Origin of the sequence: Blautia sp. MSJ-19, assembly GCF_018918125.1 — a bacterium.
GTDB lineage: Bacteria > Bacillota > Clostridia > Lachnospirales > Lachnospiraceae > Blautia_A.
The window spans coordinates 60,243-84,474 of sequence record NZ_JAHLQA010000005.1 but is presented as its reverse complement, the minus strand read 5'-3'; the positions used below and the strand labels follow the sequence as shown (position 1 = coordinate 84,474).

Here is a 24,232-nt window from a genome sequence, read left to right as displayed (position 1 = left end):
TCTTATGATAACTTTTTCTCTAAGTTGAGTTTATTCTTGGTCATTTTATCTGCCAGCTGCAGACACTGCTTAAATTCCGGTCGTTTTCTGTAAGTAACGAAATAGATCACATTCGGAATGATACAGCACAGGACTGCACGCACGATCAGTGTAGCCCATTTTCCAAAATCAATAAAGCTACAGCACAGCCAGCATACCAGACAGCTGATCAACACAACAGACACATAACTCAGCAGGCACATCAGATATTCCTTCAGCTGGCTTTTCTCAAAGAGAACAGTAAACAGATTGTGCAGAAGCCATGGCATTCCAATAAACAGCGTAGACAATACGGTAGATAAAAGAACTCCATAAATTCCCCAGAACTGAACCATGATAAGGTTCATTCCCAGATTTGCAAGTGCCGTGATCAATGGTCTGAAACGATCCTCATGCCAGATTCCAGCTGCATCTTTGTATGTTGTCAGAACCTGATTGATCTCATATACAAAATAGTAAACACAGAAACAGATAACTGCGGAAAAGCCGAGCATCAGCTTATCTCCTACCCAGATTTTCATAAATGGCTGATATAAGCAAAGGAAACAGCAGGTACAGAAGCCAGCCAGCCATGCGATCAGAAATGTGAATTTCTTAAGATCATTGAAATTCTTTTCTTTTGATTCTACAATGACACTGTTTCCGATTCCGGCTGTACATGCCTGAAAAATGATCGTTACAAATCCAATAATAGAGGACAGGATAAAATAGTAATTCTGATAAACTGCCAGTACTGTCAGACCCAGAAAGGCCGAAATGATCACGGTGTCAGCAGAGTTGATGATGACCATACCTAGTTTGGAGGTAAAAAGGTCTTTGATCCTCTGATTGATATCTTTTACTGTCTGTTTGTCAAGTTTTCCTTCCGGCTTATAATCCGGATATTTTTTATTTGCTGCGATCGCAGTTGTAACATTTGTCAGAATCTGTGTAAGTAATGCCGCAATTACATAGATATAGTAATCTTTCAGCCAGAAGATAACCGCCAGCTGTACCGCATACTGAATCGTGTTGGTGATCAGTGTGATCTTGCTCGTCACGTCAACACGCTGATGTGCCTGAAACAGAGAATTCTTATAGGCAAACAGCCAATAAGACAGTACGGTTGCCGCCAGGTTCAGAAGATACAATACATAAATATTTAATTCCGGCGGCAGATCACTCTTGATCAGTTTGGGGATAAACGGTGTCAGCATAATTCCCAGAACCGCGATCACTGCACCGATTGCCCTGTAATAAGTACGATACAGACGAACCAGCGCACAGATCGTCTTTGAATCATCTTCCGCAATCGGGCGGTACATGCTGTAGACCATCGCGCTTCCTACGCCAAGCTCCGCAAGATTCAGCACCTGCAGGATAGACGTAAACAAACTGTTCAGTCCCAGGTACTGTACCCCCATAAAGTAGATCATTGCGGTTCGCATCAGAAATGGAATGGTAATCTGATAAATTTTCAGGATACCTCCAAATACAATATTCCGACTCGCATTTTTTGTACGTTCAATCTTCATCTCAATCCACACAATCTACACAGTCGGCAATCGCTTTATGCAGAAATTCCATACTGTGTGCCTTTTCTTGTTCTATCGCTTTTTTTGCAGTTTCAAAATTACAGTTTAACAGATGCTCTTCATCCATATACTCTTTTTTTCTTTCAGACAATCCACACATCTCGAGCAGAGAGGATAATCTGGAACCCATCTTGCTGCCTATACCCTGGCGGCCATATACAACAAAGGGGCGTTCATACAAAATTGAAAAAACTGTAGCATGAAAGGAATCTGTCAGTACAAGTTTCGCCTTGCTGATCAGTCCTACGAATCCATCTGGTCCGGCTGTATAACTGGCATCTTCCAGATCCAGCAGATGAATGACCGTGCAATGATATTTTTTTGCATAACTGTCTATTGTTTTGTTTAACTCTTCTGTTCTTCCTCCCAGAAAATAGGTAAGAATGTAATTTTCATTCTGTACTTTCTCCGGGACTTTTTTTACCTTATCCCAGTCGCTTCTGTTCAGCAGCATCGTAGGATCCAGGACTTTCTCGCAGGAGTTCCCGGTAAGTTCTCTGACAATCTCAACTGCGCGGTCTTCTCTGACCGATACCGCACGAAACTCAGAAAGTCCGGTTCTGTATTTTTCTGTCCATTCTTCCGGTACAGTATCTACCCCAAAGCTTGCCGCATAGGAAATACGTTTGTCTGTCGGTGAAAATCGCAGAAACATCTTGTCATATGTATACTTTGCCCAGTCCGGATTCCATACCTGATCACTTCCGGATATAAAGCAATCGTAATCTTTTTCGGGAACATTTTGAAAACTGTTGTCATTGACAGCAAGCGTATTGACATATTGCTCATCAAAAGAAAGAAAATTTCTTAATCTTTTCATATTAAGCAATTTCGTACTCAAAGAATTCCTGTCTTTTTTTATCACAGTCTTTATTGTTGTTTTTATCAGATTGGGACGATATGGCACAAGGGATACAGCCGTATTCCCCATATCTGTAAGTACCTTTTCGAGTGCATAATTCTGCAGTCTGTTTCCATAATTATTAAAATCTGCCAAAGTGACGATTGCTATTTTACTCATGTTTTTATAATTTCCTTATTTGTCAAAAATTTTAATTATCGCACATGGGAATCTTTTTCTCATCATCTTCTCAACAAGCCTGCGTCTGATCTTTCCCAGTTTATTTGAATGATGCTTATACCAGACGGTCCGCACATCATCGATCTCACGGTCGATCATTTCATAAATATCATAACGCCCACTGTAATATGCAGCCTTCATGATCCTCTGTCCTACATAATACAGTCTCTTCTGTGCGCACAGTGTCAGCTCGTCTGAATGATAATCTCCGATACTTTCCAGTACCATTTTCTGGGACTCATAATCCGTCATTCTTGCATCGGAAATCCAGACATCCTTTGATGCGCCTGCTGAACGATACCGATAATTATATAACGGTGCACCAAGCAGTACAATATTTCTCGCTTTTTTGAGCACCTCAATCATCCACAGTTCATCTTCTCCGATTTTTAATGATGTATTGAAGATATTTGTCTGATCAATCAGACTTGTTCGAAACAGTTTGTTCCACAGCATCGTAGAATACTCTCCAAACAATCCCTCTACACCCTCATCTCTGCGGACCTGTCCACGCTGATTCGGCGTAACCGTCTGCAGAAGTTTATTCGTGCCATCCTCGATTTCCTGATAGCCACAGAAAACTGCATCTACAGACTCCTTCTGTTCCATCTCATGCACAAGGATTTCAACCATATTCGGTTCGATCCAGTCATCTGCATCTACAAACAGGACATAACTTCCGGTCATAATACTCATGCCGAAATTTCTGGCCGCACTTACTCCTGCATTTTCCTGATGCAGTACTTTTACTCTCTCGTCACGGCTTTCGTATTCTCTGCATATACGCAAGCCCTCATCTTTTGAACCATCATCCACGACGATCACTTCGAGTTCTTTATAGGTCTGCCCCAGAATACTGTCAAGACATTTGTTTAAATACGGTGCAACATTATAGACCGGCACAATCACTGAAACTGTACTTTTCACTATGTCATTTCTCCTCATATATCGTTAAAAATCCAGGCTGTTTATCCTTCACGATTGATCAGCAAGAATATTGCAAACATGCATATATTGAATGGCATATAGGTAATCATATAGTCCACCATGTAGTTTACAAACGCATAACCAACGATTGCAAAATATAACCACACATCCGCATTTTTGAAATTCTTTCTGATTCTTTTCAAATTAAGAACAAACAGATTATAAAAATAATACAGGAACGGAATACATCCCCATCCAATATAGGTTCTGAGAATGTCATTATGAATTCCGACATTATTTGTAACTCTTAATGCATATTTTGTTGAGGATAATATCATGATATTATCTGTGTACTGAATTCCTCGTCCCAAATAAAACGGTGATAACTGATACGCATCTTTAAAGTAATTCCAGAAACTGAGACGCATATTATCCGCAATTCCAAAATAACTTAAGATCTGATCAAAGTAATTATTCTTTATCAGATACAGGTACACAAATGCCAGGATGACATAACAAAGCATGATGATACGAATGATCCTGTTTCTTCTCTCTTTAAATTTGTGAAACAGAAAATAAATAATCAGAGACCATGCAATTCCTATCCACGCAACACGCTTTGCACCCATCAGCAAAATGACGAGACATGGAATGCACCTCATCCAGCGCTGCTTTGATGTATACGATTTGCTCAGGAAGAAATAAATAAACAGAAGTCCCACACTTTCAATAAGACCGTGTGACTCCAACAGTGTTGTATCCCAGCTTCCACTGGCAATGCAGTTCTGCAGCCAGTTCAGAATAACGGATGCATAAGAAATACACGCTGCCCACAACAGTATATCCAGACTCTTTTTTCCAACCATCGCAATCATGAAATAGGCAACCGAAAAAATAGATAAAACCTGTATAAATCTCAAAAAGGACATTGTAACATCACTGAAGTTCGATGTATGATGTACAGCTATCGCCGACAGACACGATATGATCGTTACGATAAAAAACGGAACAACGATCTCTCCCATACCGGTCTTTAAAAGTCGATTCATTTTTCTTTTTTTAACGGCACTCAGTACAACGATTGTCAAAGCTGCCATACCAAAAACAATTACGACTGTTGATGAAAACGTATTGTAAAACATACTGTTCATTGCATTTAAAACAACAATCGCATAACACAAATACAGTAACTCAAAAAAAGTCTTTTCAGATATTCTAATCTTTTTCATAAAAGTAATATTCCCTGCTATTAATTTGTCCAATCCCAAAACGCGTTTATAAGTTTCTCATCAATCCCGTTGATGCCTTATGTTATAAAGCATTTTATCTTTTTAGTTTTAAATAACATGCCGAAACCATGTCCGGTGCGATAAAGAAACATCTGTAAAACAGTTTCTTTATTCCCTGTGTCAGCTGGCCATATTGACGCCATACTTTTTTGTAATCGCTCAATATACGGCGTTTTATTTTTTTGTGACCTTCTCTGTCGTTTCTTTTTGATGATTCATCATATATTTTTATTGCAGAACCAAAATAGTCGTTAACCGCCATTTTCTGCAATTCTTTTTCATTCTGATCTCTGTAAAATTCAATCGTCTGCATTCTGGCTTCGATCGCATCCAGACGTTTTTCTGAAAATTTACTGTTCATGATGCTTCCGGATCTTACACGATAGTAATACATCTCACCTTCGACAATGCAGACTTTTTTTGAATGATACAACAGTTTATATGTTGTATAGATGTCTTCATGCTGTTTTCTGTATGGATATAAAATCCCGTGTTCTTCAAACAGACTTTTCTTATACAGCTTATTCCATGCCACAAATGCGATTTTTTCTCCTTTTCCGGCATAAATCTCTGAAATCAGATCTTTTCCGGTACAGATCCTGTGTCCCATATCCTTCGCATCTATGTCACTGTAGCTGTCTGTAAATTTCTGATAATAACAAACAGAAGTATCTGCATCGTTCTCAGCGCAGGCACGATACAGTTCTTCTACTATGTGGATGCTTACCGCATCATCGGAGTCAAAAAAGCAGACATACTTACCCTGTGCAATATGTAATCCTGCATTTCTTGCATCTGACAGTCCGCCATTTACCTTATGGATAACACGCACTCTTGCATCCAGTTTTTCATAATCGTCACATATCTGCGGACAGGTATCTGTGGCTCCATCATCCACCAAAATGATCTCAATATTTCTGTACGTCTGATTTAACACTGTATCAACACACTGACGCAGGTATTTTTCCACATTATAAACTGGAATGATTATGCTTATGAGTTCATCCATTTTCCATTACTCCTTCTCGTTGTACAGCAGCACAAAAACAGTCAGGTATCACTGTTTCAGGCTGCTGATATAATCATGCAGCTGACTGATCAGATTTTCGATCTTGAAATCCTGTGCACGCAGCACTGCATTCTGTCGGATTTTCAGGCGCTGTTCTTCTGTCATCGTCTTATAGACATACTCTATTTTTTCTGCCATCATTTCCGGATTTTCTGAATCTACCAGAAAACCATTTTCTCCATCCTGTATGATCTCAGGAATTGCTCCACGACGCGTAGCTATACAGATTTTTCCATAGCTCAGAGCCTCTGCAATGGTAAGTCCGAACGCTTCATTCCATACACATGGATGTATAAAAAGATCTGCCTGCTGCAATCGTTCATTAACATTGCTCTGGTTTCCACAGAACTGTACACTTTCTTCAAGTTTCAGGTCTTTTTTTAATGCTTCCAAAGTTGGTCTATATGGACCGTCTCCTACGATCTGTGTCTCAAAAGGAACCTTTTCCTTTATAAGGGACAGGGCTTTTAAAAGGACCTGGACACCCTTCTCCTCGATCAGACGGCCAACATAGATGATTCTCAGCGGATCATGAAGAGTTCCATCTGAAATGGTGCATTCATCCGGACATTCAATGCCATTGTAAATAACACAGACTTTTTTGTCTGTCAGCGGAGCATTTGACAGAAATGTATCTTTTACAAATTCAGAGATAGCAACTACTCCATCACATTTTGCCAGAAGTTTATTGTAGATAACTCGTTTGAATTTGTTCTGTACCGTGATCACCTCATATACATTATGCGCGTATACAAGGACCCTGGCGGTATGCGGCAGGCTCAGATACAGCAGCATAGACAGCCAGATCAATGGTGCAGGATGATGAATGATGATCGCATCGATTTTCTTTTCCTGTACTGTTTTTTTAACAGCTGAATAAAGCCTGACGATATCTTTGTTTCCGAATTTCAGGCATTGAACATCCAGAGATTCCTTTTGCATTTCGTCGAAAAATCTGCCACCCTCATGCACAAACAGGAAGCAATGCTTATCCTCTTTGGCATTCAGGGCAATATCTTTACATAATTTTTCAATTCCTCCGGTTCCTCCAGAATATTCCAAATGTAAAATATTCATCTATTATGGCCTCACTATTTCATCTGTTCTGCAATATCTGCATCTACGATCTCTTCACCGGTCTTATGTTTCAGCTGCTCTTTGGATGCCTCACTCAGACCATTGTTGATCACGCAGTTCATGTCACAGGTACTGCATTTATCCAGCTCTTCTTTTGTGACTTTTCCGTCACGGTAGTCACGGCAGACTTTCAGCTCGTACATGCTGTACGGATGTTTGCTGAACAGGGCTTTGAATTTGTGAACCAGAACCCAGGTCGCCGGCTTCCAGATATATTTATGCATGGCGGGACTTACACTTCCGATCATCCAGCAGTCACGGTCACAGCAACGAACTTTTTTACGAACTTCCTCTGCCTGTGGGCTGTTCCACAGTTCATCCCAGCTCTGGCTGTTCAGATTACCCATAACTTCTTTGTCCTTGGTACCGTTACAAGGCATAACATCACCATATGGATCAATAAAGAATGTATCGAAACTCATGTCACAAGGCAGCAGACGTTTCTGACCGTAAATATAGTTGATCAGACCATGGTTAAAGTACGCACGGAACCATTTCTTAGGGCTGTTGCTGCGAAGCAGTTCATTTACCAGGTTTTCAAAGTTCTTTGCGACCATCGGACGGTCTTTGATAATATTTTTTGCCTCAACGAAATAGAAACTGTTATGAAGGCTTGCGGTTGCGAACTCCATACCCATTTCATTGGAAATCTTGTACAGTGGAACTAAGTCCGGAGCGTTTTTGTCCTGTACAGTCATACCGAATCCAACGTCTTTCATGCCCATCTCGCGCAGTTTTTTCAGTGTGCTGTAACCACGCTGATAGCCGTTCTGCAGACCACGGATCTCGTTATTTGTCTGTTCCAGTCCCTCGATAGAGATACGGATACCGATCTGAGGGAATTCTTTACACAGATCAACGATACGGTCTGTAAAGAAACCATTTGTAGAGATAACGATACGATCGGATTTTTTGTACAGCTCACGTACAATATCCTTCAGGTCAGTACGGATAAACGGTTCTCCACCGGTGATGTTGGTAAAGTACATCTTAGGCAGCTTCCTGATTGTTTCAATTCCGATTTCTTCTTCCGGTTTGGAAGGTGCTTTATAACGATTACACATGGAACAGCGCGCATTACAACGATAAGTAACAATAACTGTACCATTTAATTTCTTTTCTTCAGACATTTTTTACTCTCACTTTCCTTTTCTTACTCTGTCAAACACATTCATCAATGCATCATAATGTGTTTTAGGTGCAAATCGATTCTCCAGACGTTTTCTGCTCTCGGCACCCATTTTTTCAACTACTGTATCATCATCCAGCAATGCAATTTTCTTGCACAGTTCCTGGGCATCTGCAGGTTTGAACAGATAACCGTTTACTCCGTCCAGAACCAGCTCCGGCAGGCTTCCGATATCACTTGCAATGACCGGTTTGGAATACTGGAAGGATTCCAGTGCTGTGTTCGGAAGATTATCATACCATATGGAAGGGATTAATGTAAATCTCGCTCCTTTTATGATATTTTCCAGTTCCTCACCAGCTTTAAATCCAACAAATTCGACATTTTTGATCTTTTTTTCCTGGACATATGCTTTTAAGCGTTTTGCTTCGTCAGTGGTATCATCACCCATGATCTTTACCTGACGATCCGGCATCATTTCATATGCTTTAACAACGGTATCAACACCTTTTTCTTCGGTAACTCGTCCAAAATACAGACCATACTGACCAATCTGAGGCTCTCCTACTTCAGATTTGCTGGCAGTAAATGTCGGGATACAGGTAATCTTCTTCTCGTCAAAACCATTTTCAATCAGTTTCTTTCTCAAAAACTCTGATGGTGTGATAAATGCATCCACATCCTTGTATACATTCAGCATTTTGTGTACTTTCATTGAGAAAACACGGACAACTGATGCAAACAGAGAACCTTTTACACATCTTTTCTTAATGCAGGTCATGTATCCCTTTGTGAGACATTCCTCACATGGTTTCTTGTTGTACATAAAGTCAAATCTCGGGCACAGCAGGAAATAGTCCGACAGTCTTGACACCACCGGAACTCCCATTTTTTTGGCTCCAGTGATTACGCTTGGTGAAAGCTTATTTACAAAATGAATGATATAAACCAGATCCGGCTTTACATCTTTGATTTCTTTCTTGATAGCTTTTTCCACTTCTGTAGAGTAAACACTTCGCGTCAGCATCTGCCAGATAACCTTCGGTGTCTTTTTGCACTCCTCGAAATATGTCGCATCACGGCTGCCGATCGGTTCTACAAAATATTTGGAATACTCTGTCTCCACGTTTTTGTTCGAATGGATAGAAAACGGAATCACTTCGTGACCATTGTCCTCCAACATTTTCTTAATGTTGAACATATATTTTTCAGGTCCGCCAGAAATAAAATATCTATAATTAACCAGTAAAATTCTCATCTTTCATCCCTCTTTTTATCTGTAAAATTCAGCATACCACTCGGCGAATTTTCTTAATCCGTCTCTCAGACTGGTGGAAGGTTTATATCCGAAATCACGCTCCAGGGCGCTGGTATCTGCATAAGTTACCGGAACATCTCCCGGCTGCATCGGAACCAGCTCTTTGTGTGCCTCAAAATCATAGTCCTCCGGCAATACACCTGCACGTACCAGTTCCTCACTCAGGATCTGTACAAAATCCAGCAGATTTTCCGGATTCTGATTGCCGATGTTGTAAACTGCATAAGGAGGGATCGGTAAACCATCTTCTCCGTTTTTCTTATCCGGAGCTTTCTTCATGACGCGGACAACACCTTCAACAATATCATCCACATATGTAAAATCTCGCTTGCAATTGCCGTAGTTAAAGATCTTGATGGTTTCGTTGTTTCTTAACTTGTTGGTAAATCCGAAATAAGCCATATCCGGACGTCCTGCAGGACCGTATACCGTAAAGAAGCGCAGACCGGTAGAAGGAATATTGTAAAGTTTGGAATACGCATGCGCCATCAGCTCATTGGATTTCTTGGTTGCAGCATAAAGGCTGACCGGATTATCTACCTTGTCCTCTGTGCTGTACGGTACTTTTTTGTTGGAGCCGTAAACACTGGAAGAAGACGCGTAAACAAGATGCTCCAGATTCTCGCAATGGCGACAGGCTTCCAGAATATTAAAGAAGCCGACCAGGTTGGATTCCACATATGCATCCGGATTGGTGATAGAGTAACGCACACCAGCCTGTGCTGCAAGGTTAACGACTACAGACGGTTTGTATTTTTCGAACACTTCTGTGATCAGTGCCTTATCAGCGATGTTTCCCTTGATAAAGGTAAATGTAGGATACTTGGTCAGCTCATTCAAACGAAAATCCTTTAAGGCCACATCATAGTAATCATTCATATTATCAATACCGATCACTGTGACTGACGATGTTTCCTGATAAATTCGTTTCACCAGGTTGGAACCGATAAACCCGGCTGCACCTGTGACTAAAATCGTTTTATTTTCTAAAGTTACTGTACTCATCTATATTCCTCCAAATAATTTGTCCCCCGCGATTTCCGCTGTCCGGAAATCTATAATAATCTTATTATCGCACAATTACGCCGGTTTGACAACCAGCGTAATAATAGAGATTCTTTACTTTTGGACATATGGTTCCTCATCAAACAGATCCTTCACCCTTTAACACAGATGTAACTGTCTTGAGAAGGATTCTGAAATCCATTCCGATCGACCAGTTTTCGATATACTCTGTATCCAGACGAACAACTTCCTCGAAGTCTGTAATGTCGCTTCGGCCGCTCGCCTGCCACATGCCTGTGATACCCGGTTTTGTGGACATACGGCTTCTGTGATGGAGTTCATACTGTTCCCACTCATCCACTGTCGGCGGTCTTGTTCCTACAAGACTCATATCGCCTTTAAGGACATTCCAGAACTGTGGAAATTCATCCAGAGAAGTCTTACGGATAAAGTTTCCGATTCCTTTTGGATTACCATTTTTGTCTTTTTTCTCACTGCCGATGATTCGTGGATCATAGTCCATCTTGAACATCAGTCCATCCATTTTGTTCTGGCTCATCAGCTCAGCCTTGCGTTCCTCCGCATCCATATACATGCTTCGGAATTTGTAAATCTTGAATTTCTTTCCGTTTTTACCGATACGAACCTGCGAAAAGAAAATCGGTCCCGGAGATTTTATGTAGATCATCGGTCCAATGATCACGATCAGAAGCAGTGTGATCAGGCATCCGACAATACCGCCAGCAATATCCAGCAGTCTCTTATACATCATCTGTTTCAGAGAAACCGTATTGATCGTGGATGTAACAACGGAATAGTCACCAATTTTTTCTACGAAATTTTTTCCGCTGAGCGACTGTTCCAGTTCACCAAGGCTAAGATGGATCGTCAGCCCCATCGTCTTCATTTCCTCGATCAGATTTTTCGGATACGGTACATTCTCACTGATCTTTACGAAAACTTCATCTACCCATTCATGGCAGAGGTATTCTTCTACGGTATTGATATTTCCGATTACCGGAATGCCGGAAATCTCCGTGGCAATGCAGTTTTCATCCAGTAATGCAATGCCTGTGATCGCAAAATCCTGAATCGGTCCGCTCATGATTCTCTGCAGTGTCTCTTCTGCCTCTGACGAGTATACGACCACAACCATGGATTTTTCTTTTTTGTCACTGGCATTTTTGCGCAGCACATAATGTTTGCGCCAGATTCGCAGGACATACGCAATCAGAAGATATAAGACTGCCGTATAAAAAAGTGTCAGTCTTGAATAGTCTGCCGACTGCTGAACTGCAAAAAGATACAGGACTGCCAGAAGCATGACCATCAGAACATGCTGTGCAGTCTTGGTAAACTCTATATAATATCCTCGTCTGAGTATATTCTGATAAGACTGCCCGAGAAACATCACTGCAATCTGGCACAGAACAAATACAAACGCCTCCATCCGGTATACCTGACTGCTGTACGGATTCTCCGTTCCCAGTCGAAGCATATACGCTATAACAAATGCGATTTGAAGACTGATGATGTCCAGCAGCACAAAATCCCAGTGCTTTAGCCACCCTTGCGGGGATTTTCGATACATACGCTCACTCCATTTTTTTATTTTTTTCGTTTCTTCGTCTTATTCTACCTTTTATGACACAATTCGTCAACATATATCTTGTGTGCCCTTCCCCACAATTTTTGTCATCTGTGTCTGCTTCAGGCCCTTTCATGCGGCTAACTTCTTCGAAATACCGTTAAATATTTTCTGCATTACGATTGCGAAGACAGAAGCTCCCGCAATTACAACAACCACAGTAACTATATACTGAAGCCAGCCATTTCCTAATACTGTATGGATACCCAGCTTTTCAATCACACGAAAGATAAACATATGGGACAGATAGATCTCCATGCTGATTCCACTGAAGAATTTCGTAACTCTGTTATCCAGAAGTCCTCCCGTTTTTGTGATCGCATACATCAGTAACATCGCAGACACCAGGAGGTTCATCACAGAATATCCGCCGATCACATAATAAAGCACGATACTGATCCATGCTGCTCCCAGCATGATCCATGAATTAAAACGGGCAATCTGATTTCTGTAAAGATAAATCAGTCCGCCTGCCAGGAAAAAGCATGCACTGTACAGGATATTTTTTCTTCCGACGTCAAAATAACAAATACACACAAAATTGTAAATCAGGCTCACGCCAAAAGCCATCCACGCTCTTCTTTTGTTCTCGATAAGGACACAGAAGAACGGAAATATCAGATAGAACACAAAGACCAGTCCCAAAAACCATCCAACACCGATTACCGAAATGCTGTCGGCCGGCAAAAATCCAAACACCAGCGTCAGGTCTGCAAAACCCTCACATAAGCTTCCCAGAGAATGAGACATGACTACATCGATCAAAACAAGCAGGCCAAAAAACGGAAGAATTTTCTTAAATCGCTTGCCGTAAAAGTCTGACCAGGAAATCTGGTTGTTTAAGACTTTCTGATAATACCCGCAGCACATGCCAAAGGCAGATACAACCATAAACAAATATACAAAATTGGTAAAGGACGGAATGATCCGGTTATACACAAAGCCTTCTATCTCGTAGTTGTTGTTTGTGCTCATATGCATCATCACAATGCCAAAAGCGGCAATCATCCGCAATCCGTCAATTGCTCCATAATGTTTCTTTTTCATCGTTTATCTCCTGTATAACTGCAGCGTTCTCTTCACAACATCATCCCAGTTGTACTTGCCGCAAATATAATCTGCTGCAGCATCTTTGTATTTCCGGACCTGTTCTGCATCATCACATGCTTCCTGAAGTTTGCTCTGCAAATCTGCCACATTGCTTTTCTTAAATACGATTGCTTTATCTTCTACTACAGACGCACATTCATCTATATCAGAAACCAGGCAGCAATTACCATAGCTCATTGCTTCCAGCAGACTGAGCGGCATTCCCTCCAGATCACTCGGAAGGCTGTAGATATAAGCATTGCTGTACAGTTCATCCAGCATCTGTCCCTGTACAAATCCGGTAAAGAGAATTCTGTCGTCACCTTTTGCCATTTCTTTTAGCTGACCTGCAAATTCATCTGTGTCGGAGCTGCCGCCTGCAATAACTAATTTCTTGTCCGTATTAACTTTTTTGAATGCCTCGATCAGATAAGCGATTCCTTTTTCCGGAACAAGTCTGCCCAGGAACAGGATATAATCATCTTTTTCTAGTCCGAATTTTTCTCTGATGAGTTCCGGCTCTCTGATGACCGGACGGTTTACTCCATTAGGAATGAATTTTGTGTCCCGTCCATAAGTTTCTTTAAAATAGTTCTGTACGCCTTCACTTAATACAATGATCTCATCCGCAAATCTGACCGCACATTTTTCACCAAGCATAATATAGGTACTGGCCAGTTTGCCCCATTTTGCTCTCTGGTGATCCAGTCCATGTACAGTAGCTATACAACGCTTTCCAAATAATTTTGGCAGCCACAGCATTGCGCACGGTCCTTCTGCATGAAAATGTACCACATCATATCTCCCAAAGGCTGCCGCAACCGCCGCAAAAAAGGAAGCACTCATCGCTGCCAGTCCCTTTTTGTCTATTGTCGGTACATATTTCATACGAATGCCTTTATATTCTTTTAATCTCTTTTCGTCAAATTCTTTGCCGCTCACATGGTGTCCGCTACGATTATATACCGTAATCTTATGTCCCATCTTTGCCATGCGGACAGTCAGTTCTTCCACTACGATCTCAACTCCACCCTGGCGGCTTGGAATTGTTTTGTGTCCAAGAACCGCAATTCTAAGCGGAGAAGTTTTCTTTTTTCTTTTATCCATAACTTCCTCTTTTAGCATTATTTTTATCTTTATTATTTCGTTTCCTCGCTATATCATACCTTTTACGACACAATTCGTCAACATTTATCTTATGTTAAAACCGATTCAGACACTGTTATCCGTGTCTGCTGATCTCCTGAAAAAAATATGGCCATGGAACACAGATGTTTCCGAATGACCATATTTTCACATATCATTTTGATAGGTTTTTCTTCATATTATAATACATACCATTCCACCTTTGCTGTCGTTGACGATCTTCTGCATCGTATCCTGCAGTTTGGACTGGCTCTCTTCTCCGATCGTAGTCAGTTTGCTGCGGATGCCGTCCTGCACCAGCTGCTCGATGGATTTGCCAAAGATATTGGTCTCCCAGATGCTCTCTCCTCTCTGGCTGCTTTCTCCTATATATTGAATAAGATCATTTGCCTGCTGCTCTGTTCCCACGATCGGTGCGATCTCTGTTTCGATATTTGCCCGGATCATATGGATAGACGGACTCTTGGATTTGATCTTCACTCCATACTTGCTTCCCTGACGGATCACAGACGGTTCTTCTATCTGAATCTCATTAAGCTCCGGAACCACAACACCGTAGCCGGTCTCTCTGACTGCCTCCAATGCCGACTGGACTTTTACATACTGTTCCTTCATGGCCGCCAGTTCTTTCATGGTATGTATCAGATCATACTCACTCTCCATCCGGATACCACTCATCTCGCTGAGCATTTTGTAATAATAGATATCCTTGATCTGTACACGGATACGCACTTTTCCACTGGACAGGCTTACATCTTCCAGGAGTATATCCTGCGCATAAGGGCTTTCCATCTGTACAGATTCCTTCGTAATATCACGAATGTGAAGCATTTTCTTCATCTGCTCCCGAATCTTATCCAGAAGCTCGTGTTTCAGTTCATGATCTGCTGGCAGCATCTCCACCCATTTCGGAACAAAAAACTGAATTTCGCTGACCGGAAATTCATACAGAATATTGGACAGGATCCTGGCAATGTCTTCTTTCCGCAACTGTTCACAGTTTGCTGCCATGGTTGTGATCCCATATTTCTCCTGCAGTTCCCTTACAAGCTTCTGTGTCTCCTCTTTGTACGGCATCTGTGAATTGACCAGAAGAAGGAATGGTTTTCCCTGTTTTTTGAGCTGTGTAACAGTCGTCTCTTCTGCCTCAATAAAGTTTTCTCTCGGAAGCTCTCCAAAGCTGCCGTCTGTTGTGATCACCAGCCCGATCGTGGCATGTTCCTGTATCACTTTACGTGTGCCGGTCTCCGCCGCTTCGTGAAAAGGAATCGCTTTGTCAAACCATGGTGTTTTTACCATGCGTTCTCGGCCATCTTCAATATGTCCGCTGACATCTTTTACCAGAAATCCCACACAGTCGATCAGGCGGATCTTCACTTTCTGATCTTCACCCAGATCCACACTTACTGCCTCTCTTGGTATGAATTTGGGTTCTACCGTCGTAATCAGTTTGCCGGATCCACTCAGTGGAAGCTGATCGCGCACTTCCGCCTGTTTTGCCGGATCCATTGACGGCAATGCCACCAGTTCCATGAACCTTCGGATAAAGGTAGATTTGCCGGTACGAACCGGTCCAACAACGCCTATGTATATATCACCACCGGTACGTGCCTGAATATCCCGGTAAACCTGAAAATTTTCCATACAAAAGCCCCCTCGCATATATTCACACAATCCCATGTATTGTTATATTTATATGCATAAGGGGACTCAGTTATGATTACATATGTTCTTTGAGATAGGCCTCTCTTCCCTGCTCATAGAGATTATTTCCTTCGCAGTCGATAATGACTACAAGCGGCATTTCTTCAACATAAAGTCTGCGGAGTGCTTCAGACTGAAGGTCTTCGTAAGCAACGAGTTCCGCCTTCTTGATACATTTCGCAAGAAGTGCACCTGCTCCTCCAATTGCACCAAAATAAACGCCACTATATTTCTTCATGGCCTCTACGACTTCAGGAAGGCGTGCTCCCTTGCCGATCATGCCGCGGGCTCCAACGGACATCATCGTCGGTGCATAAGCATCCATACGTCCACTGGTAGTCGGACCTGCGGATCCAATGACCTGACCTGGTTTTGCCGGAGTCGGGCCTACATAATAGATGGTTGCATCTTTTGGATCAAAAGGAAGTTCTTCTCCTCTGGCTAATGCCTCACACATTCTCTTATGTCCTGCATCACGGGAGGTATAAATCGTTCCTGTCAGATAAACAGTATCACCTGCATGGAGTGTCTTTGCAAGTTCTTCGGTAAGTGGTAATGTAATATGACGTTCCATCTTTAGATCACCTCCGTTTTGTGTCTTGTTACATGACAGCTGATATTGATCGCACATGGCATGCCTGCAATGTGTGTCGGCATAGTCTCGATATTCAGACCAATTGCAGTTGTTCTGCCTCCAAATCCCTGCGGACCGATCCCAAGCTGATTGATCTTTTCGAGCATTTCTTTCTCAAGATCCGCATAATATGGATCCTCGTTTTCGGAATCTACCGGTCGCATCAGAGCCTTTTTTGCAAGAAGTGCTGCCTTATCAAAAGTACCTCCGATTCCTACGCCGACAACCATTGGCGGACATGGATTGGGTCCGGCTGTCTCAACTGTTTCAAGAATAAAATCTTTGATTCCTTCGATACCGGCAGATGGCTTGAACATGCGGATTGCGCTCATGTTTTCGCTTCCGAAGCCTTTGGGACCGACCGTGATCTTGATATTTTCGCCAGGTACGATCTCGGTATAAAGCATCGCTGGTGTATTGTCTCCGGTATTTCCTCTGCGTACCGGATCTTTTACAACGGATTTGCGGAGATAGCCATTTGTATAGCCACGACGCACACCTTCATTGACAGCCTCGGTGAGATCACCGCCTGCAATATGTACGTCCTGTCCAATTTCCAGGAATATACAGGCCATTCCTGTATCCTGACAGATCGGCACCTGCTCGTTCTCTGCTATCTGATAGTTTTCAATGATATTGTCCAGTATGCCACAGGCAATCTGACCATCCTCTTTCGCACGACAGGCCTGGATAGATTCCTTGATATCTTCCGGAAGCACCTGGTTGGCTTCGATACAAAGTCGCTCAATGGTGTCTGTGATAACTGATGCTTGTATTTCACGCATGTGGGTTACGCTCCTTCGTTTTTTTGTTTTATTGTATCGTATCGGGGATATATGTGCAAGGGAGAGATTCGTGCAAATTGATCTGGTTCACGAAAGGCCAGGTGGAATGGTGCATCGACACGCTTCGTTTCCTGTGTCCTCCCATGCGCTTATAGATGACCGTGTTAGCAAACTCGCGCTAAGAAGCGCTCAGACAGAGCACCACGGCCATCGCTAGCACAGTCGTCCACCAGGAAGCCTTGCTGAGTCGTCTGTACCATTCCATCTGGTCTTTCTGTGAGTCGATATAGGCAGGATGCAGGATTTACACAAGACAGTAATTCCCCTTTTCACCTTGCACATATATTCCCCTGTTTACGAGGTTGGCTCAGGACCGGACGCAAGTGCCCTTATTTTACTACCAGAAACTCATAATGAAATGTGACATAATGAGTGTAATTGTCTTATTATTAAGGGTATTCTTGAGAGAATTATATCTATGTAAAAACAGCCGGGAGCCACATAGCTCCCGGCGTAATGTCTCTATATTACTCTCTCATCATACCCTCAAGTTAAAAATCAATAAAACTCATTATGAAGCAGTTCATGCTCCTTGCCTTTGAGAAGTCCCTGATAAAGTTCAAGTACCATCGGGTTCTCATCGGATTTCTTGATAATCGTTGTATTATCCGCGTTATACAGACCTCTTGCTCTGGCAGCTTTTGTTCTGTCACCGGATCTGGTCGGCTGACCGCCACCCATGATACAGCCACGACGACATGCCATAACTTCGATCAGATGATATTCTGCTTCACCATTCTTTACACGATCCATAACGATTCTTGCATTGGCAAGTCCGCTGGCTACGCAGATCTTGACTTCCATTCCTTTGTATGGTACGGAGAATTCCTTGATACCCTCGTCTCCACGTACACCACACTCGGAGATTTCTCTCATTGCTTCTTTGCTGTGATCCGGGGTCAGACGGCGGAGGACTGCCTCTGTAACACCACCGGTAACACCAAAGATAACACCACCGCCGGAACCGAATCCAAACGGCATATCACATGCTTCTGGCTCAAGCCCTGCAAAATCAAGGCCAAAGTTGTCAATCATGCGGAGAAGCTCTGTGGTTGTGATAACGATATCTGTATCTTTTTCGCCATGTGTATAGCTGTTTGGACGAACTGCCTCCGCCTTTTTGGCGGTACATGGCATAACAGAAACCATAACGGTCTTCTTGCCTTTTGCATGTTCCGGATCACGGAAATATTCTTTGATGACTGCAGAAAGCATTCCCTGTGGGGATCTGCAGGTAGAAATATTCGGGATGTAATCCTTGTACTGGTCTGTGATAAATTTCACCCATGCCGGACAGCAGGATGTCAAAAGCGGAAGTTTTTCACCTTTCTCGATACGATCGAGGAATTCTGCACTTTCTTCCATGATGGTAAGGTCAGCACTGAATGTAGTGTCATAAACTTCGTCAAAGCCCATGCGGTGAAGTGCATTGACAATCTTACCCATTACACTGCGTCCCTTCTGGAGTCCGTAATGATCACCTACTGCAACACGTACTGCAGGTGCGATCTGTGCAACCACACGGATATCCGGATCTGCGAGCGCCTTAAAGACTTTGTCTGTGTTGGTATGGATGGAAATAGCTCCTGTCGGGCAGAATGCGCGACACTGTCCACAGTTTACGCACTGCGTCTCGGCAATCTTTTTATTGAATGCAGGCATAACCATGGCTTCTGTTCCACGGAATGCAAATCCAAGTGCGCCGATTCCCTGAATTTCCTCGCAGGCACGTACACAGTTTCCGCAAAGGATACATTTATTCGGATCGCGAACGATAGACGGAGAACTGAAATCCAGTTCATGCTGCTCTCTTGTGTTCTGGAAACGGACAGTTCTTACACCAAGACGATGTGCCAGTTCCTGGAGAACACACTCACCACTCTTGATACATGTTGTACAGTCACGGCAATGTGCTGCAAGGAGCAGTTCCACGATCAGTTTACGATAGTTTCTTAATTTATTTGTGTTGGTATGAATCACCATACCATCGCGTGGTACTTCTGAACAGGAAGCAAAGGTTTTGCCTCTGTCGTCCTCTACTGTACATAAACGGCATGCTCCAAATGTAGAAAGTTCCGAATGATAGCACAGTGTTGGAATATCAATGCCTGCGTTACGGATAACGGTCAGGACGTTTTTTTCATCGGTAAATTCAACTTTTCTACCGTCAATTGTCATTGTACCCATAATTCAGCCTCCTTCCTATGCTTCCACATAAACCGCATCAAAGTTACAGTTATCTTTACAGGAACCACACTTGATACATACGTCATTGTTAATATGATACGGAGATTTGATCTTTCCACTGATTGCACCTGCCGGGCAGTTCTTTGCACATTTGCCACAGCCGATACAGAATTCTGGATTAATGTGGAACTTACGAAGTGCTGTACAGACTTTTGCACGGCATTTCTTATCTTTAATATGTTCTTCGTATTCATCGCGGAAGCGTTTCAGAGTACTGATAACCGGAAGCGGTGCACTCTTGCCAAGTCCACAGAGAGCCATACTCTGTACCATGGTTGCAAGTTCTTCCAGTTCATCAAGATCGGACATTTCGCCCTTTCCCTCTACAATTCTCTCCAGAATCTCCAGCATACGTTTGGTTCCTTCACGACACGGAACACATTTACCGCAGCTCTCACGCTGTGTAAAGTTCATGAAGAATCTGGCAACTTCAACCATACAGGTATTCTCATCCATAACTACGAGACCGCCGGAACCCATGATCGCATCGAGAGATTTAACAGAGTCAAAATCCAGAGGACGGTCAATCTGATCCTCGATCAGACATCCACCGGATGGTCCACCGATCTGCACGCCCTTGAATGCGGCGCCGCTCTTAAGACCACCACCAATGTCATAAATAATATGACGAAGGCTGGTTCCCATAGGAACTTCAATAAGACCGGTATTTTCGATTGCACCGGTAAGTGAGAATGTCTTGGTTCCCGGGCTTCCCTCTGTTCCGATAGTACGGAACCAGTCGGCACCCTGAAGAATGATCTTCGGAACGTTGGCATAGGTTTCTACGTTATTGAGGACCGTTGGTTTCTCCCAGAGACCTTTTTCTACTGTACGAGGTGGTTTGACACGCGGCATGCCTCGTTTGCCCTCGATGGATGCGGTAAGGGCAGAACCTTCACCACAAACGAATGCACCTGCTCCACGGTTAATATGTAAATGGAAGTTTACACCAGAACCGAGGATATTATCGCCAAGCAGTCCATAAGCCTCTGCCTGTTCGATTGCCATACGGAGACGCTTAACAGAAAGCGGATACTCTGCACGAACATAAATATAACCGTTCTCTGCACCAACTGCATATGCGGCGATGGTCATACCTTCGATCATCTTGTATGGATCACCTTCCATTACGGAACCATCCATGAATGCCCCCGGGTCACCTTCATCACCATTACATACTACATAGCGTACTTTTTCTTTCTGGCGTGCAACCTGAGACCATTTCTTGCCGGCCGGGAAACCAGCGCCACCACGGCCGCGAAGTCCGGATTTGGTCACTTCATCGATGACATCCTGCGGAGTCATGTCGAAGAAAGCTTTAGCCATAGCCTGAAAACCGCCAACTGCAATATATTCATCAATAGATTCTGCATCGATATTTCCGCAGTTTTCCAGAACAATCCTGGTCTGCTGATTAAGGAAAGGAATGTCTGATGGATGAGGACAGGCAGTATCATGATCACGATAAAACAGACGGGTAACCGGCTCTCCTTCCATAACAGTACGCTCTACGATTTCCTTACAGTCCTCTACCTGAACATGCACGTACTGATAATCATACGGTTCGATCTTCATCAGAGGTCCAAGTTCACATAATCCCTGACATCCGGTCTTGACAACGCCGACATGTGGAACGTCTTTCTGCATTTCTACGCTTACCCAGTCAAGATTCTCACACAGTTTTGCCATCTCGTCGTAAATCTTCTGTGCACCGGAGGCGATACATCCGGTACCTGAACAGACAAGTACACGACAGGTAAAAGTTTCCAGGGTATTCTTTGCTTCGGCCTGCTTCTGGAGCAGATCATCTTTACTCACAATACTCATACCGTCTCACCTCTCAATTCATTTAACAGATCAATTGCCTTTTCTGGTGTCATTTTCGGATGTACTTCATCATTTACTGTAAGAGTTGGTGCTAATCCGCACGCACCAAGGCAGGATACAGTTTCTACTGTAAAGAGCATATCATCCGTTGTATGTTTCTTATTGCTAAGTCCAAGTTCTTTCATCAGTGCCTCTTTGACCGGCATGGATTTACGCACATGACAAGCCGTTCCATCACAGACCTTGATCACATATTTTCCCTTTGGCTCAAAAGAAAAGTTTTCATAGAAAGTAGCTACACTATAAGCCTTTGCTTCTGTAACTCCTATCTTGGATGCAACATAAGTCAGAAGTTCCCCCGGCAGGTAACGGTATTCTGCCTGGATGTCCTGCATGATCGGGATCAATGATGCAGCTTTAGGTCCATAATGCTCAATGATCTCATCTGTCTTCGCGTAATAAGACTGATCTAACATTCAATTCCCTCCTTGTTTAAAAATAGATTTTTTCTGTGCTTATTGTTTTTGTATAATTTACACAGCTCTGTTGTATTTGATTATACATGAAATATATAATTTTAACAAGACAAATATAGGAAATTTGAATTAATTTATTCATTTTTTTTATTTTTTGCAACTTTTTTGTGATGTTTTTAACATGTTGCATAATTTTTTATCAATCTTGTTTTATTGAGTTAACTTTCCGTACAATTTGTTATTCTGATGCAACTTTATACAAAGTATATTTATCTTCCTTCTTATTATAAAGTCTGTTTCTTTTATCTATTTGTTTTGTGCACGGAAAAGTACATAATATTTATTGCTTTTGGAAATTCTTTCCTATATTATAGTGTCAGGTAGATGAAAATATTTTTCAATTATTTAGACGCCACCAACTTATGACAGATGAATTTTCAGATTCTGCTAAGAATACCTGGTGCTGAATAATTCCAATTTTATACAAGGAGAAACTTTATATGAGAAATTATGACACACCTGTCAGATCTATCCGCCACAGAGTTTACACAGAAGTAGCCAAAGCCGGATTCGAATCCTCTGACGAAACCCTTATTCACGATATTGAAGCAATTCCTTACAATATTGTCAGTGAAACTGCTCAGTACCGCGAAAGCATTTACAGAGAACGTGCTGTCGCAAGCGAAAGAGTCCGTCTTGCAATGGGTCTCTCCCTTCGTCCGGAGAACAAAGCTGTTCACCTGACGGATGGTCTGGCTGCCAGCAATATCAACGAAAAATATTATGAGCCACCGCTTATGCAGGTTATCCCTTCTGCATGTGCAGCCTGTCCTCCGAACAAATACATCGTCAGCAACATGTGCCGCGGATGTGTTGCTCATCCATGTATGCAGGCATGTCCAAAAGGTGCGATTTCTATGAAAGACGGTAAATCCTTTATTGATCAGGACAAATGTATCAAATGTGGAAAATGTAAAGCAGCCTGTCCTTACGATGCCATCTCACACAATGTTCGTCCATGCGAACAGGCATGCGGCGTCAAAGCGATTGGAAGTGATGAACAGGGACGCGCAAGTATTCTGGAAGACAAATGTGTTTCCTGCGGTATGTGTATGGTAAGCTGTCCATTCGGTGCAATTTCCGATAAATCTCAGATTTTCCAGCTGGCTCATGCACTCCGCGATGGTGACAAGATCATTGCGATCGTAGCTCCGGCTTATATCAGCCAGTTCGGGGATGACGTCACTCCGGGTAAATTCAAGACCGCCTTGCAGGTTCTTGGTTTTTCTGATGTGCATGAAGTTGCTTTTGGTGCTGATGTCGGGGCAATCTCTGAGGCCCATCATTATGCAAAAGAAGTAGCTACCGGTAATCTTCCGTTCCTTCTGACCTCCTGCTGTCCTTCCTGGTCCATGATGGCAAAGAAATTTTTCCCGACCATGATCGACAACATTTCTCAGGAACTGACTCCTATGGTTGCCACTGCACGTAAGGTCAAACAGGAAAATCCGGATGCAAAAGTAGTTTTCGTCGGACCATGTGCGTCCAAGAAACTCGAAGCTATGCGCCGCACCGTCCGCAGTGATGTTGACTTTGTTCTGACTTTCGAAGAACTGGATGCGATGTTCGACGCACGTGAAATTGATCCTTCTTCTTTTGAGGAAGATGGTTCTCTTCATGACGCCACAGCTGCAGGACGTGGATATGCAGTTGCAGGTGGTGTTGCCGGTGCGATTGAAGCATGCCTGAAAGAATATTATCCGGATGTACCGGTTCATATCGAACATGCGGAAAGTCTGGCTGAATGCAAAAAAGTCCTCGCGCTTGCCAAAGCAGGCAAACTCAAGGGCTGCATGATCGAAGGTATGGCCTGTCCTGGAGGATGTATGGGCGGTGCCGGAACAAATGTACCGGTTGCAAAATCTTCCAAAGAACTGAAGAAATTCCTGGCCGGATGTACCAAGAAACTTCCGCCAAAGGAACTTGTAGATATTGAACTGAACTAAACCTAAAAGAGGAGTGAGACATCGTATCTCACTCCTCAAACT

The 24,232-nt window shown here is 42.8% G+C and carries 19 protein-coding genes; 1 reads left to right on the top strand and 18 read right to left on the bottom strand.

Translation table 11 applies throughout. From position 1 onward, the window contains the following. Nucleotides 1–2 precede the first annotated feature (2 nt). The 18 genes from KQI91_RS02680 to KQI91_RS02595 all read right to left on the bottom strand — a co-directional run bounded on the left by KQI91_RS02680 (nucleotide 3) and on the right by KQI91_RS02595 (nucleotide 22,184). Nucleotides 3–1,553, bottom strand: coding sequence for a lipopolysaccharide biosynthesis protein (locus tag KQI91_RS02680; RefSeq protein ID WP_216391333.1), 1,551 nt, complete (start codon nucleotides 1,551–1,553; stop codon nucleotides 3–5). Between the two features lies 1 nt (nucleotide 1,554). Further along, complete coding sequence (locus tag KQI91_RS02675; RefSeq protein ID WP_216391332.1) at nucleotides 1,555–2,634, bottom strand: polysaccharide pyruvyl transferase family protein; 1,080 nt, start codon at nucleotides 2,632–2,634, stop codon at nucleotides 1,555–1,557. Between the two features lie 15 nt (nucleotides 2,635–2,649). Then, nucleotides 2,650–3,621, bottom strand: a complete 972-nt coding sequence (locus KQI91_RS02670) for a glycosyltransferase family 2 protein (RefSeq protein WP_216391331.1) — start codon at nucleotides 3,619–3,621, stop codon at nucleotides 2,650–2,652. Nucleotides 3,622–3,662: 41 nt separating this feature from the next. Beyond that, the gene (locus KQI91_RS02665) at nucleotides 3,663–4,850 is read right to left on the bottom strand and encodes an O-antigen ligase family protein (protein WP_216391330.1); all 1,188 of its coding nucleotides are present in this window, start codon (nucleotides 4,848–4,850) and stop codon (nucleotides 3,663–3,665) included. A gap of 94 nt (nucleotides 4,851–4,944) precedes the next feature. Further along, nucleotides 4,945–5,919: a glycosyltransferase family 2 protein gene (locus KQI91_RS02660; protein WP_216391329.1), complete on the bottom strand. Its 975-nt coding sequence runs from the start codon at nucleotides 5,917–5,919 to the stop codon at nucleotides 4,945–4,947. Nucleotides 5,920–5,967: 48 nt separating this feature from the next. Continuing rightward, nucleotides 5,968–7,056, bottom strand: coding sequence for a glycosyltransferase family 4 protein (locus tag KQI91_RS02655; RefSeq protein WP_216391328.1), 1,089 nt, complete (start codon nucleotides 7,054–7,056; stop codon nucleotides 5,968–5,970). Nucleotides 7,057–7,070: 14 nt separating this feature from the next. Continuing rightward, nucleotides 7,071–8,246 (bottom strand): radical SAM protein, encoded by a 1,176-nt coding sequence (locus tag KQI91_RS02650; protein ID WP_216391327.1) that lies wholly within the window; start codon nucleotides 8,244–8,246, stop codon nucleotides 7,071–7,073. Nucleotides 8,247–8,255: 9 nt separating this feature from the next. Continuing rightward, complete coding sequence (locus tag KQI91_RS02645; RefSeq protein ID WP_216391326.1) at nucleotides 8,256–9,503, bottom strand: glycosyltransferase; 1,248 nt, start codon at nucleotides 9,501–9,503, stop codon at nucleotides 8,256–8,258. 15 nt (nucleotides 9,504–9,518) lie between these two features. Further along, nucleotides 9,519–10,568: an NAD-dependent epimerase/dehydratase family protein gene (locus KQI91_RS02640; protein ID WP_216391325.1), complete on the bottom strand. Its 1,050-nt coding sequence runs from the start codon at nucleotides 10,566–10,568 to the stop codon at nucleotides 9,519–9,521. Nucleotides 10,569–10,707: 139 nt separating this feature from the next. Continuing rightward, nucleotides 10,708–12,159, bottom strand: coding sequence for a sugar transferase (locus tag KQI91_RS02635; protein ID WP_216391324.1), 1,452 nt, complete (start codon nucleotides 12,157–12,159; stop codon nucleotides 10,708–10,710). Nucleotides 12,160–12,288: 129 nt separating this feature from the next. Then, complete coding sequence (locus KQI91_RS02630; protein WP_216391323.1) at nucleotides 12,289–13,263, bottom strand: acyltransferase family protein; 975 nt, start codon at nucleotides 13,261–13,263, stop codon at nucleotides 12,289–12,291. A 3-nt stretch (nucleotides 13,264–13,266) separates the two neighbouring features. After that, a complete protein-coding gene (locus KQI91_RS02625; RefSeq protein WP_216391322.1) occupies nucleotides 13,267–14,412 on the bottom strand; it encodes a glycosyltransferase family 4 protein in 1,146 nt (381 codons plus the stop codon). 213 nt (nucleotides 14,413–14,625) lie between these two features. Beyond that, nucleotides 14,626–16,095 (bottom strand): stage IV sporulation protein A, encoded by a 1,470-nt coding sequence (gene spoIVA, locus KQI91_RS02620; protein WP_216391321.1) that lies wholly within the window; start codon nucleotides 16,093–16,095, stop codon nucleotides 14,626–14,628. A 76-nt stretch (nucleotides 16,096–16,171) separates the two neighbouring features. Further along, nucleotides 16,172–16,729: a Fe-S-containing hydro-lyase gene (locus tag KQI91_RS02615; RefSeq protein ID WP_216391320.1), complete on the bottom strand. Its 558-nt coding sequence runs from the start codon at nucleotides 16,727–16,729 to the stop codon at nucleotides 16,172–16,174. A gap of 2 nt (nucleotides 16,730–16,731) precedes the next feature. Further along, nucleotides 16,732–17,574 carry a fumarate hydratase gene (locus tag KQI91_RS02610; protein WP_216391319.1) on the bottom strand — a complete coding sequence of 281 codons (843 nt, stop codon included), beginning with the start codon at nucleotides 17,572–17,574 and terminating at the stop codon, nucleotides 16,732–16,734. Between the two features lie 558 nt (nucleotides 17,575–18,132). Further along, entirely contained in the window at nucleotides 18,133–19,821 is a 1,689-nt protein-coding gene (locus KQI91_RS02605; protein WP_216391318.1) for a [FeFe] hydrogenase, group A, read from the bottom strand. Nucleotides 19,822–19,836: 15 nt separating this feature from the next. Continuing rightward, nucleotides 19,837–21,708 carry an NADH-quinone oxidoreductase subunit NuoF gene (locus KQI91_RS02600; RefSeq protein WP_216391317.1) on the bottom strand — a complete coding sequence of 624 codons (1,872 nt, stop codon included), beginning with the start codon at nucleotides 21,706–21,708 and terminating at the stop codon, nucleotides 19,837–19,839. Continuing rightward, a complete protein-coding gene (locus KQI91_RS02595; protein ID WP_216391316.1) occupies nucleotides 21,705–22,184 on the bottom strand; it encodes a complex I 24 kDa subunit family protein in 480 nt (159 codons plus the stop codon). Before KQI91_RS02595 ends, KQI91_RS02600 begins: the two co-directional genes overlap by 4 nt. Before the next feature lie 500 nt (nucleotides 22,185–22,684). Here KQI91_RS02595 and KQI91_RS02590 point away from each other — a divergent pair, with 500 nt between their 5' ends. Continuing rightward, nucleotides 22,685–24,190 (top strand): 4Fe-4S dicluster domain-containing protein, encoded by a 1,506-nt coding sequence (locus tag KQI91_RS02590; protein ID WP_216391315.1) that lies wholly within the window; start codon nucleotides 22,685–22,687, stop codon nucleotides 24,188–24,190. Nucleotides 24,191–24,232 lie beyond the last annotated feature (42 nt).

Excerpts from the sequence above, each read along its gene's own strand:
- KQI91_RS02680 (WP_216391333.1), bottom strand. The coding sequence starts at position 1,553 with ATGAAGATTGAACGTACAAAAAATGCGAGTCGGAATATTGTATTTGGA.
- KQI91_RS02675 (WP_216391332.1), bottom strand. The coding sequence starts at position 2,634 with ATGAGTAAAATAGCAATCGTCACTTTGGCAGATTTTAATAATTATGGA.
- KQI91_RS02665 (WP_216391330.1), bottom strand. The coding sequence starts at position 4,850 with ATGAAAAAGATTAGAATATCTGAAAAGACTTTTTTTGAGTTACTGTAT.
- KQI91_RS02660 (WP_216391329.1), bottom strand. The coding sequence starts at position 5,919 with ATGGATGAACTCATAAGCATAATCATTCCAGTTTATAATGTGGAAAAA.
- KQI91_RS02655 (WP_216391328.1), bottom strand. The coding sequence starts at position 7,056 with ATGAATATTTTACATTTGGAATATTCTGGAGGAACCGGAGGAATTGAA.
- KQI91_RS02650 (WP_216391327.1), bottom strand. The coding sequence starts at position 8,246 with ATGTCTGAAGAAAAGAAATTAAATGGTACAGTTATTGTTACTTATCGT.
- KQI91_RS02645 (WP_216391326.1), bottom strand. The coding sequence starts at position 9,503 with ATGAGAATTTTACTGGTTAATTATAGATATTTTATTTCTGGCGGACCT.
- KQI91_RS02640 (WP_216391325.1), bottom strand. The coding sequence starts at position 10,568 with ATGAGTACAGTAACTTTAGAAAATAAAACGATTTTAGTCACAGGTGCA.
- KQI91_RS02635 (WP_216391324.1), bottom strand. The coding sequence starts at position 12,159 with ATGTATCGAAAATCCCCGCAAGGGTGGCTAAAGCACTGGGATTTTGTG.
- KQI91_RS02630 (WP_216391323.1), bottom strand. The coding sequence starts at position 13,263 with ATGAAAAAGAAACATTATGGAGCAATTGACGGATTGCGGATGATTGCC.
- KQI91_RS02625 (WP_216391322.1), bottom strand. The coding sequence starts at position 14,412 with ATGGATAAAAGAAAAAAGAAAACTTCTCCGCTTAGAATTGCGGTTCTT.
- spoIVA (WP_216391321.1), bottom strand. The coding sequence starts at position 16,095 with ATGGAAAATTTTCAGGTTTACCGGGATATTCAGGCACGTACCGGTGGT.
- KQI91_RS02615 (WP_216391320.1), bottom strand. The coding sequence starts at position 16,729 with ATGGAACGTCATATTACATTACCACTTACCGAAGAACTTGCAAAGACA.
- KQI91_RS02610 (WP_216391319.1), bottom strand. The coding sequence starts at position 17,574 with ATGCGTGAAATACAAGCATCAGTTATCACAGACACCATTGAGCGACTT.
- KQI91_RS02605 (WP_216391318.1), bottom strand. The coding sequence starts at position 19,821 with ATGGGTACAATGACAATTGACGGTAGAAAAGTTGAATTTACCGATGAA.
- KQI91_RS02600 (WP_216391317.1), bottom strand. The coding sequence starts at position 21,708 with ATGAGTATTGTGAGTAAAGATGATCTGCTCCAGAAGCAGGCCGAAGCA.
- KQI91_RS02595 (WP_216391316.1), bottom strand. The coding sequence starts at position 22,184 with ATGTTAGATCAGTCTTATTACGCGAAGACAGATGAGATCATTGAGCAT.
- KQI91_RS02590 (WP_216391315.1), top strand. The coding sequence starts at position 22,685 with ATGAGAAATTATGACACACCTGTCAGATCTATCCGCCACAGAGTTTAC.